The organism is Arthrobacter caoxuetaonis, from assembly GCF_023921125.1.
In the GTDB taxonomy this organism is placed as follows: domain Bacteria; phylum Actinomycetota; class Actinomycetes; order Actinomycetales; family Micrococcaceae; genus Arthrobacter_B; species Arthrobacter_B caoxuetaonis.
The window spans coordinates 2393450-2403913 of record NZ_CP099466.1 but is presented as its reverse complement, the minus strand read 5'-3'; the positions used below and the strand labels follow the sequence as shown (position 1 = coordinate 2403913).

12 protein-coding genes are annotated in these 10464 nt (G+C 66.5%); 9 read left to right on the top strand and 3 right to left on the bottom strand.

The features are described 5' to 3' along the window. Positions 1–43 precede the first annotated feature (43 nt). Together NF551_RS11020 and NF551_RS11015 are read right to left on the bottom strand one after the other, a co-directional pair. Positions 44–661, bottom strand: coding sequence for a nicotinamidase (locus NF551_RS11020; protein WP_227894662.1), 618 nt, complete (start codon positions 659–661; stop codon positions 44–46). Further along, entirely contained in the window at positions 658–1992 is a 1335-nt protein-coding gene (locus NF551_RS11015) for a nicotinate phosphoribosyltransferase (protein ID WP_227894663.1), read from the bottom strand. The genes NF551_RS11020 and NF551_RS11015 overlap by 4 nt, the downstream gene beginning before the upstream one ends. Before the next feature lie 87 nt (positions 1993–2079). Here NF551_RS11015 and clpS point away from each other — a divergent pair, with 87 nt between their 5' ends. The 8 genes from clpS to NF551_RS10975 all read left to right on the top strand — a co-directional run bounded on the left by clpS (position 2080) and on the right by NF551_RS10975 (position 8106). Continuing rightward, positions 2080–2388, top strand: a complete 309-nt coding sequence (gene clpS, locus NF551_RS11010) for an ATP-dependent Clp protease adapter ClpS (RefSeq protein ID WP_227894664.1) — start codon at positions 2080–2082, stop codon at positions 2386–2388. Between the two features lie 29 nt (positions 2389–2417). After that, positions 2418–2981 (top strand): DUF2017 domain-containing protein, encoded by a 564-nt coding sequence (locus NF551_RS11005; RefSeq protein ID WP_227894665.1) that lies wholly within the window; start codon positions 2418–2420, stop codon positions 2979–2981. A gap of 65 nt (positions 2982–3046) precedes the next feature. Then, the gene (gene murI / locus NF551_RS11000; protein ID WP_227894666.1) at positions 3047–4021 is read left to right on the top strand and encodes a glutamate racemase; all 975 of its coding nucleotides are present in this window, start codon (positions 3047–3049) and stop codon (positions 4019–4021) included. Next, positions 4018–4902 carry an MBL fold metallo-hydrolase gene (locus tag NF551_RS10995; protein WP_227894667.1) on the top strand — a complete coding sequence of 295 codons (885 nt, stop codon included), beginning with the start codon at positions 4018–4020 and terminating at the stop codon, positions 4900–4902. The genes murI and NF551_RS10995 overlap by 4 nt, the downstream gene beginning before the upstream one ends. A gap of 10 nt (positions 4903–4912) precedes the next feature. After that, positions 4913–5668 (top strand): ribonuclease PH, encoded by a 756-nt coding sequence (rph, locus tag NF551_RS10990; RefSeq protein WP_269437184.1) that lies wholly within the window; start codon positions 4913–4915, stop codon positions 5666–5668. Continuing rightward, entirely contained in the window at positions 5665–6312 is a 648-nt protein-coding gene (rdgB, locus tag NF551_RS10985) for an RdgB/HAM1 family non-canonical purine NTP pyrophosphatase (RefSeq protein WP_227894668.1), read from the top strand. Before rph ends, rdgB begins: the two co-directional genes overlap by 4 nt. A gap of 101 nt (positions 6313–6413) precedes the next feature. Beyond that, complete coding sequence (locus NF551_RS10980) at positions 6414–7100, top strand: DedA family protein (RefSeq protein WP_227894669.1); 687 nt, start codon at positions 6414–6416, stop codon at positions 7098–7100. Position 7101: 1 nt separating this feature from the next. Next, the gene (locus tag NF551_RS10975; RefSeq protein ID WP_227894670.1) at positions 7102–8106 is read left to right on the top strand and encodes a 3'-5' exonuclease; all 1005 of its coding nucleotides are present in this window, start codon (positions 7102–7104) and stop codon (positions 8104–8106) included. 16 nt (positions 8107–8122) lie between these two features. Here the strand turns inward: NF551_RS10975 and NF551_RS10970 are convergent, their stop codons facing one another. Further along, positions 8123–9241, bottom strand: coding sequence for an ADP-ribosylglycohydrolase family protein (locus NF551_RS10970; RefSeq protein ID WP_489886054.1), 1119 nt, complete (start codon positions 9239–9241; stop codon positions 8123–8125). Positions 9242–9429: 188 nt separating this feature from the next. On the opposite strand from NF551_RS10970, the gene NF551_RS10965 reads away from it, so the two are divergent. Beyond that, positions 9430–10401, top strand: a complete 972-nt coding sequence (locus NF551_RS10965) for an MIP/aquaporin family protein (RefSeq protein WP_227894671.1) — start codon at positions 9430–9432, stop codon at positions 10399–10401. Positions 10402–10464: the final 63 nt, after the last annotated feature.

Sequence of the window (10464 nt, the reverse complement as noted above, 5' to 3'; positions counted from 1 at the left end):
AGAGCCGTAACTGGCCTCTCGAGGGGAGAAAGGGGGAGAGGGGCTAGAGATCCAGGAGTTCGACGCCGGCATCCTCGAGGTCATCGAGCGCAGCAATCACATCAACCCGGTCCAGGCCGCGGCAGAGCTCGGGGATCACATACGTGTCGTAGCCTGCGGCAACAGCGTCCAGCGCGGTGGACTTAACGCAGTAGTCGGTGGCCAGTCCCACAATCACCACTTCGTCCACGCCCCTGTCCCGCAGCCAGTCGTCCAGGGACACGGTGTCGGCATCGGGTGCGGGCTCGGCGTCAGGCTCCCCGAGGGGAACTTCGACGTCGGGGGCCAGCACACCCTCAAAGCCGGAGTAGGCAGCTTCGTACTGCCCCTTCCGGAAATAGGCGTCGATGAACTCCGTATCAAGGTCCGGGTTCAGTGCTGCGCCGTGCGTTCCGGCCACGCAGTGCACCGGCCAGGAATCACGGAAGTTCGGGTTGTCCGAGAAGTGGCTGCCCGGCTCGATGTGCCAGTCCTGGGTCGCCACGACGGCTGAGTACCGGTCCCGTGAGCTCTCGATGTAGTCGCTGATCTCCACCGCGGCGTCGTTCCCTCCGGGAACGGCCAGGGTACCGCCTTCGCAGAAGTCGTTCTGGACATCAACCACAATCAGTGCACGGGTCATCGGATTTCCTCCTCGAATTCGGTCGGGATCACGGGTTCGCCGCGCTGCAGGCGGTAAGCCGCCGCGGGCAGTTCAAGCAGTGAAGCGTCATGGCGGGCACGGGCCCGCGCCACAGCGTCCGCTCCGGTCCAGCCGTCCTTTAGGACGCCGTCGGACACAAAGGTTTCCAGCAGCTCGCGGTCGTTGCCGTCGTTTTCCGGGCGGCTGCCCACGCCCACCACCTCGGCAATGGCACGCCCGCGTTCATTCAGCCGGCGGAGGGCGTATTTATGCCCTCCGAGCGAAGCCTTGTTCTTGGCTGCCTTGGCCACGGAAACGAAGTTCCCGTCCGTTCCTTCGCGGCTGACGAGCTTGTAGACCAGGCCGGCGGTCGGAGCGCCGGAACCGGTAACCAGCGAGGTGCCCACGCCGTAGGCATCAACGGGAGCCGAACCCAGTGCCGCAATCGCGTACTCGTCCAGGTCCGAGGTCACCATGATGCGGGTGGACGTGTTGCCCAGTTCGTCCAGCAGCTCGCGCACCCACTGGGCCTGGGCCACCAGGTCACCGGAGTCCAGCCGGACCCCGCCAAGTTTGTGTCCGGCGACGGCGACGGCGTTGCGCACGCCCTGCTCGACGTCGTACGTATCCACGAGCAGGGAAGTGTTCAACCCCAGCGAAGCGGTCTGCGCCTCGAAGGCCTGGACCTCGGAATCATGCAGCAGGGTGAAGGAATGGGCGGCCGTGCCAACGGTCTTGATGCCGTAGCGCAGCCCGGCCTCGAGGTTGGAGGTGCTGTCGAATCCGGAAATGACGGCGGCCCGGGCCGCCGCGACGGCAGCTTCCTCGTGCGTGCGCCGTGAGCCCATTTCAATGCAGGGCCGTCCGCCGGCGGCGCTGGTCATCCGGGAGGCAGCGGAGGCGATGGCGCTGTCATGGTTCAGGGTGGAGAGGATGAGGGTTTCCAGGATGCAGGCTTCACCGAAGCTCGCCTCGACCTGGAGGATCGGGGAACCGGGAAAGTAGACGTCGCCCTCGGCATAGCCGGTGATGGTGCCGGAGAAGCGGAAATCAGCCAGCCAGGCGATGGTGCGCTCATCGACCACGCCCGTGGAGGCCAGGAAATTCAGCTGGGGTTCCTCGAAGCGGAAGTCCTGCAGGGCTTCGAGCAGCCGTCCGGTCCCCGCGACGATCCCGTAGCGCCGGCCATCCGGGAGCTTGCGGGCAAAGGCCTCGAAGACCGACCGCCGTTCGGCGGTGCCTGCGTGCAGCGCGGCCTGCAGCATCGTGAGTTCGTAGTGGTCGGTGTACAGGGCAGCGTTGGGACGCTGCCACGCAGTGGGACTGTTCACACCAAAACTCTAACCCGTGGGGTCGGCCAAGCGCCGCACCCTGCGCGCGGAGCAGCCGGGCACGGCAGCCAAACTACAATTGGCTCCATGAGCGTTGCCACCCTCCCGGGAACCGGGACCCAAACGGATGCCTGGACGGCAGAACAAACCATCGAGGACGTTCCGTGGGTGGTTATTGTCTGGAATGACCCGGTGAACCTCATGAGCTACGTGAGCTACGTCTTCCAGAGCTACTTCGGGTACTCCGAGGAAAAAGCGAACCAGCTGATGCTCCAGGTGCACAACGACGGGAAATCGGTGGTGGCCACCGGTTCGCGCGAAGAAGCTGAGCGACACACCTTTGCCATGCACTCCTACGGACTCTGGGCCACGTTCCAGAAGGCCGACCAGCCCTAGGGCCGTCGAACTAGCGGAAAGGTCATTTCTTGGCTACCGGATTCAAGCTCACCCGCAAGGGGATTACTGCCCACCTGGAACCGGGGGAGCGGACCCTGCTGCGCGGCCTGTTTTCCGACGTCATCACCATGCTGACCCCGGACACACCGGCCCACACCGATCCGCTGGCGGCCATGGTTGGCATGGACACCAGTGCCGAGGTGCCCCGGGACCCGGCCCTGCTGCGGCTGCTGCCTGACGCGGTCCACGGCAATGACGACGACGCCCTGGAGTTCCGGCGGCTGACCGAACGGTCGCTGCGGGAAGGGAAAATCGGTTCCCTGCAGGCGGCGTCCCTGGCCCTGGAATCTAACCAGATGCACCTGGATCCGGAACAGGCACGGCACTTTGCGCAGGCACTGAATGACGTGCGGCTGGTGCTGGGAAGCCGGCTGGACCTGCGCACCGACGAGGACGCGGAGGCGCTGCACTCCATCACGGAACCCGGGGACGCCGAGGACGTGGAGCAGTACCTGGCCCTTGTCTACAACTTTGTGACCTGGCTGCAGGAAACGCTGATGAAGGCACTCCTGGACACCCTGCCCGCCAGATGAGTGTGACCAAGGCCACTGCATTTCGGGTGCCCCGGTGAGAAACCGGGGACTATTGTCGAAACATCATGAGCTCTGACCATCCGGTTACTTCGCCGCTGAAGGACGCCCTGCCGAAGACCACCGACGCGCCGATAGGCATTTTCGATTCGGGTGTTGGGGGTCTCACCGTTGCCCGGGCTGTGATCGACCAGCTGCCCAATGAGTCCATTCTTTACGTGGGGGACACCGCCCACGGGCCCTACGGCCCCCTGCCGATCGCCGATGTCCGCGCCTACGCGCTGGGCGTGATGGACGAACTGGTGGATGCCGGCGTGAAGCTGCTGGTGATCGCCTGCAACTCCGCCTCGGCAGCCGTCCTGCGCGACGCCCGCGAACGCTACACCGGCCGCTACGGCATTCCGGTGATCGAAGTCATCCAGCCGGCAGTGCGCCGCGCGGTGGCGGCCACCCGCTCCGGCAGGGTCGGAGTCATTGGCACGGCAGCGACAGTGGGCTCGCGTGCCTACGACGACACCTTCGCCGCGGCACCGCATCTGGAGGTTTCGTCGGTGGCCTGCCCGGCCTTCGTGGAGTTCGTCGAGGCCGGCGTCACCAGCGGCGAGGAACTCCTCCGGGCGGCCGAGGGATATCTGGATCCGCTCAGGGACCGGGACGTGGACACCCTGGTGCTGGGCTGCACGCACTATCCGCTGCTCACCGGCGTCATCTCCTATGTGATGGGCGACGGCGTCACACTGGTTTCCAGTGCGGAGGAAACGGCCAAGGACGTGTACCGGGCGCTGCTGACCCACGGCCTGCAGCGCGAATCGCCGGAGCCGCCCAGCCACCGTTTCGTCGCCACCGGCGATGCTGAATCTTTCGAGCTCCTGGCCCGCCGGTTCCTTGGCCCGGAGGTACTCCGGGTAGAGCACGCCGACTCCGTTGCCGCACGTTATCCCACCGGGGTGCTGGCACGGATTACTCCGGAGATGATCGCCGAGGCCCGTGCTGTGGCCGAACAGCGCAGGACTGCCGGCGCCCTCCGGGACGGCGTGCTGTGAAACTGACGATCGTTGGATGTTCCGGCTCTTTCCCCGGCCCTGCCTCGCCGGCGTCGTGCTACCTGGTGACGGCCAGCGACGGAACCCGCGACTGGCGCATCCTGCTGGACATGGGCAACGGCTCACTGGGAACCCTGCAGCGCTACATGGACATCCGGGACATCGATGCGGTCCTTATTACCCACCTGCATCCGGACCACTTCATGGACCTGTGCGGCCTGCACGTAGCCGTGCACTGGGACCCCAACGGCTGGAACCGGGACCGGGTCAAGGTTTACGGACCCTCAGCCACGGCTGACCGGATAGCTGTGGCCTATGGGCTCGATCCGGAGCCGGGGATGCATGAGGATTTCGAGTTCCTGTCCTGGCAGGCCGGGGAACCGGTGGAAATCGGCCCGTTCAAGGTGACGCCGTTTCCTGTCGCCCACCCGGCCGAGGAAGCCTATGCACTCCGGGTGGAAGCTTCCGGGACGGCAGAGGACGGCTCGGAGACCCTGCGGACCCTGGCGTATTCGGGGGATACGGATTCCTGTCCCGGCTTGGAGGAAGCGGCAAGGAACACGGACGTGTTCCTGTGCGAGGCAGCCTTCCACGAGGGACGTGACGACGCGATCAGCGGAGTCCACCTCACCGGGAAACGGGCAGGAGCGGCGGCTACCGCTGCGGGTGCGCGCCGGTTGCTGCTGACCCATCTGCCGGTCTGGAACGATGCGAACACGGCGGTGCTGGAAGCCCGGGAAACCTACGACGGCGACCTCGCCGTTGCAGTCGCGGGTGTCTCCTACGACGTCGGCACACCCTTTGTGCCCCCGCTGGCCGTGGAGCGGCTGACCCCGCCGCTGGGGCACCCCTCGGAAGGGCGCCCGCTGAGCGGCCGATAGACTGGGGCCTATGACTACAGCTCCGAATTCTTCGCCTGTCCTGCGGGCCGACGGCCGCACACCCGACCAGCTCCGCAGCATCAGCATCACCCGCGGATGGTCCAAGCAGGCCGAAGGGTCGGCGCTGATCGAGTTCGGCAACACCCGCGTGCTCTGCACGGCTTCCCTCACGGCCGGTGTCCCGCGCTGGCTCAAGGGCGAAGGCAAGGGCTGGGTCACCGCCGAGTACGCCATGCTTCCCCGCGCCACCAATACCCGCAACGACCGTGAGTCCGTCAAGGGCAAGATCGGCGGCCGGACGCATGAGATCTCCCGGCTGATCGGCCGGTCGCTGCGGTCGGTAATCGACACCCGCGCCCTCGGCGAAAACACCGTGGTCTTGGACTGCGACGTCCTCCAGGCCGACGGCGGCACCCGCACCGCTGCCATCACCGGCGCCTACGTGGCACTGGCGGACGCACTGGCCTGGGCCAAGGAGAACAAGCTCATTGCCCGCACCGCCGAGCCGCTGGTGGACACTGTTGCCGCCGTTTCGGTCGGCATCATCGACGGCGTGCCCATGCTGGACCTGCCGTATGTCGAGGATGTCCGCGCGGAGACCGACATGAACGTCGTCGTCACGGGCAGCGGAAAGTTCGTGGAAGTCCAGGGCACTGCCGAAGGCGCACCCTTTGACCGCGCCGAACTCGACGCACTCCTGGACCTTGCCCTGCTCGGGACCTCCGAGCTGGCAGAGATCCAGCGGCGCACCCTCGCGGGCCAGTGAACGCCGTCGAACCCCGCCTGGTCCTGGCGACACGCAACGCCGGCAAGCTCCGGGAACTGCGTGAGCTGCTGCGCGGACGGATTCCCGGACTCGACGTGGATACCCAGGTGATCGACGCCGCTGCAGCCGGTGTTCCGGACGTCCCCGAAACCGGTGTCACCTTTGAAGAAAACTCGCTCCTGAAGGCACGTGCCGTTGCCGCCGCAACCGGCCTGCCGGCCATCGCCGACGATTCCGGGCTCGCCGTGGACGTCCTCGGCGGCGCACCGGGCATCTTCTCCGCCCGCTGGTCCGGTGTCCACGGCAATGATGCCGCGAACCTGGAGCTGCTGCTGGCGCAGCTGGCGGACATCGGGCAGGAGCACCGGAGTGCGGCCTTCGTGTGTGCTGCGGCCCTCGCAGTCCCCGGCGGAGCCGAAGTCGTGGAGCGCGGTGAGCTGCGCGGAACGCTGCTGGGCGAGCCGCGCGGCAGCGGCGGATTCGGCTACGATCCGATCCTGAAGCCGCTGGGGGAGACCCGGAGCTGTGCCGAACTGAGCTCCGACGAGAAGAATGCAATCAGCCACCGGGGCCAGGCGTTCCGTGCGCTGCTGCCTGCCATCGTCCGGGTCCTCGGCGGATCCCAGGAGCCGGCGCAGGGGTGATTTGCGCCACTGCTTCGGGCAGGTGATCTGTGCTGCGGCACACCGCGGACGGGCCCCGGCATTCTTGGCCTGCGGACCAGTAGGGCACAATTGGTTCCGATATGAGTATCCTGATCAGCGCCGCCACAGACCCCTCCAGCTCCGATTCGGCTTTGGGAGGGGTTGCCGAGTGGGCCGTAAGCATCATGGAAGCCATCGGCGCCCCCGGCGCGGGGCTTGCCATTGCTTTGGAGAACCTGTTTCCTCCGCTGCCGAGCGAAGTAATCCTCCCGCTGGCCGGTTTCGCCGCGAGCCAGGGCAACTTCTCCATTGTCGAAGCCCTGATCTGGACGACGCTTGGATCCGTCCTTGGCGCCTGGGCGCTGTATGGACTCGGCGCCTGGCTGGGCCGCGACCGGATGCGTGCCATCGTGGAAAAGGTTCCGCTGGTGGACATCGAGGACGTGGACAAGGTGGAGGCCTGGTTCTTGAAGCACGGCTACAAGGCCGTGTTCTTCGGGCGGATGATCCCCATCTTCCGCTCCCTGATCTCCATCCCGGCCGGCATCGAGAAGATGCCCATGCTCAAGTTCCTGGGGCTGACCACTGCCGGCAGCCTTATCTGGAACAGCATCTTCGTGTTCTCCGGTTTCTTCCTGGGCGAAAGCTGGCACATCGTTGAGGAATACGCCGGGATCTTCCAGAAGATCGTGATCGCGGCCGTCCTGATCGGCGGCATCTGGTATATCACGTCCAAGATCCGCTCCTACCGCCGGAAGAAGGCCCAGCGCACGGCCGAAGATTCCTGACGTGGGCGTAGATTTCACCGCCATAGATTTTGAGACTGCAAATGGTTTCCGCGGATCTCCCTGCTCGGTCGGCCTGAGCAAAGTCCGGGACGGCCGGATCGTCGAGGAAACGTCCTGGCTGATGCGCCCGCCCGAGGGACACGATTTCTTTGACCGGCGCAACACCGGCATCCACGGCATCGAGGCGTCGATGGTGGCGGGCAAACCCCGGTTCGGCGAGCTCTTTCCCGAGATCGGCGCTTTCATCGGCGAGGACCTGCTCGTGGCACACAACGCCGCCTTCGACCTCGGTGTCATCCGCTCCGCCCTGGAAGTCTCCGGACTGGCGGGGCCTGCCTATGACTATGCCTGCACCGTCATGCTGTCTCGGCGCACCTATTCCCTGCCCTCGCATTCCCTGCCGTTCGTGGCGGAAGCGGCAGGGGTGCCGCTGGAGAACCACCACGACGCGGCCGCGGATGCCCGCGCCTGCGCCGGAATCCTCATCGACATCATCCGGCGCTCTGGTGCTCCGGGGACCGCTGAGTACTTCGCACTCCAGGGCAAAGCGCCCAACCATGCCCCGGCCTACCGCCCCGGCATCGATCCGGTGTCCAAGGCCACCCGCGACGCGCTGGAGCGCGGAACCGGTGCACCCTCGGCCGCGGGGTCCTTCAGCGGCTGGCCTTCCGAGGGAGTGAATCCTCCGCCCAACCTGGATGCGTTTCCGGGCCATCCGCTCTTTGGACAGACCGTGGTGTTCACGGGCAACCTGGGCATGCCACGGCAGGACGCCAAGGACCGTGCCGCTGAGCTGGGTGCACGGCCGGCCAGCAACGTGACCCGTTCCACTACTGTCCTGGTGGTGGGTGACGGCTTCGAAGCAGGGGACCTGCGAAACGGCCGCGTCACGGGTAAGGCCAGGAGGGTCCTGGACCTGCATGAACGCGGCCAGCGCATCGAGGTGCTTTCCGAGGCCGAGTTCCTGCAGATGCTCGGCGGGACCTGGCCGGCGGCCAGCCAATAGGCTGCCGGCCCCGGTTTTAGCCTGCCGTAACCCGGATCAGCGCGTCGGCCATCTTTTCCACGGTGTCCCGTGCATCGATGGCCTGGATCCAGTCGGCCGGTACCGCAGTGCGGCCGTACAGCGTGCCCATGATGTTGCCGGCCACCGAGGCGGTCGAATCGCTGTCGCCGTCGTGGTTGGCCGCCAGGCTGACAGCCTTGCGGAACTGGGCTTCCGGTGAGCCTGCGTCCGCGGATGCCAGGGCGCAGTAAAGGCCAATGGCCAGAGCTTCTTCAGCGACCCAGCCTTCCCCCAGCGCCTGCGTCATGCGCTCCGGGGATGCATCGGCGTCTCCGGCCAGCTCTTGCGCAGCAAGCGCGACGGCGGCCTCCAGACGGGCGGCGAGTTCCGGAACGCCGCTGGCAGCCGCGCGCCGTACGGCAGCCGCAGCGGCCCCGTCGAGTGCAGCCCCGTCGGGGAGCAGGTCATGGATCAGCGTGCTGAAGACAGCGGCGCTGTGGATCGCGGACGGATGCCCATGCGTCAGGGCAGCGCCGTCGGAGCTGAACTTGTAGACCGTTTCCGCCTCGATCCAGGGAAGCAGGCCAAAGGGGGCGGAACGCATAACGGTGCCGCAGCCCTTGGAATCCGGGTTGACCGGGCGCGTGCGCGTACCCATTTCTCCGGTCATCAGCCCGGACAGGCAGGCATTGCCCGGAGCACGGCGGTGATGGAGCACCTCCTGCGCATCGATCCAGCGTCCGGGCTGGTCCGGTGCATTCGCAGGCAAGGCCTCGCCCTGGGTCTTGAGCCAGCGCAGGTAAGCCAGCCACAGGCAGGCCGTCTCGTCGGCGCCAACGCCGTCGTTGGCCCATTCCAGCACCTCCACGAGCCCGTCCACGGTGTAGAGGGTCATTTGGGTGTCGTCCGAGATGGGGGCGGGAAGTCCAAGCTGCTCAAAGCCGGAGAGTCCTGCCGTGCCAAAACGGGAGCGGATACCGTCCATCGAATCGAACTCCACGGCATAGCCGAGGGCGTCGCCAACCGCTCCTCCCAGCAGGCAGCCCCGGACCTTGTCCTTGAACTGTGCGGAGTCGGAGGGTTGCGCAGCGGCGGGGTCCGGTGTCCCGGAACCGGCATCGGAAGATGGTTTCACCCTTCCAGCATAGGTCTCCTGCCTGCGCCCTTCCGTTCAGACGGTGCGAGTGTATGCTCAGTGCGCACCCAGCGGACTCACAGGAACCAGTGGAAGTCTGGGTGGTTTGCACCGTTCCGGGTTCTCCCGGGCGCGTGAGCGCCGCTTGCGGCAACAATATGTCTCCCACTGATAGGAACTTCTCCTCAATGACTGCTGAGCCACATTTCCCAGCCGGAGCCTCGGCTGCAGAGACCGGGTCCGCCCGGATCACCCCCCTGCGTTCGTATGGGCTCGTCGGCCGCAGCATCGCTGAAGCGGCCGGTTCCTTCCTCCTGGTGCTGGCAGGCCTGGGCGTTTCCTTCTTCAACCCCTCCGGCGGGCTCTCCGCCCCCTTGGCCTTCGGACTTGTCCTGGCCGCGGCCATCATTGCTTTCGGCTACATCTCCGGGGGCCACTTCCTCCCGACCATCACCGTGGCAAGTGCGCTGGCCGGCAGGACCAGCTGGAAGTCTGTGGTGCCCTACATCGTGGCCCAGGTGGTCGGCGCGCTGCTCGCGGCCGTCATCCTCTGGGTCTCCATGACCGGTCACCCGCAGATTCCCGAGACACAGCCGTTCTTCTCCGCCGTCGCCAACGGCTTCGCCGAGCACTCGGCAACACAGTTCCCGCTTGCCGGGGCACTCCTGACCGAGGTCATCGCCGCGGCGCTCCTGACTGCCGTCTTCCTGGGCGGCGGCACGCGCATGACGTCCGCTGCAGCCGCCTTTGCCACCGGCGTGACCTACGCAGCCCTGCTGACGTTCCTGGTCCCCATCACCGGCGGATCCATCAACCCCGCCCGTTCCACGGCCACCGCGGTCTTCGCTGAAAGCTGGGCCCTGGGCGAGCTTTGGCTCTTCTGGGTGGCTCCGCTGCTTGGCGCCGCAATCACCGGCCTGATCTACCGCAGCCTCGATCTCTCCGCTTCCCCGGCAGTGCAGGTCACGGAAGGCGAGCCGGACGACGCCGACGGCGGCACGGCTGCTGCCTCCCGGTTGTCACCGGAGACCGGCACGGCTCCCGCCGTGCAGGCTGACCCGCAGCAAGATAACGAAGCGCGCGGCTTCTTTGACAAAGACGATGCCCGGGACAGCGACGGCGACCCGGACAACGGCACGGCGGATCCCCGGCGCTCCTAGGATCGGCTGCACCGGCGGGTGACACTTCCGGTCCGGCAGGCGCCGGAACGGAAGTGTCACCCG

Excerpts from the sequence above, each read along its gene's own strand:
- murI (WP_227894666.1), top strand. The coding sequence starts at position 3,047 with ATGAGCTCTGACCATCCGGTTACTTCGCCGCTGAAGGACGCCCTGCCG.
- NF551_RS10965 (WP_227894671.1), top strand. The coding sequence starts at position 9,430 with ATGACTGCTGAGCCACATTTCCCAGCCGGAGCCTCGGCTGCAGAGACC.
- clpS (WP_227894664.1), top strand. The coding sequence starts at position 2,080 with ATGAGCGTTGCCACCCTCCCGGGAACCGGGACCCAAACGGATGCCTGG.
- NF551_RS10980 (WP_227894669.1), top strand. The coding sequence starts at position 6,414 with ATGAGTATCCTGATCAGCGCCGCCACAGACCCCTCCAGCTCCGATTCG.
- rph (WP_269437184.1), top strand. The coding sequence starts at position 4,913 with ATGACTACAGCTCCGAATTCTTCGCCTGTCCTGCGGGCCGACGGCCGC.
- NF551_RS11020 (WP_227894662.1), bottom strand. The coding sequence starts at position 661 with ATGACCCGTGCACTGATTGTGGTTGATGTCCAGAACGACTTCTGCGAA.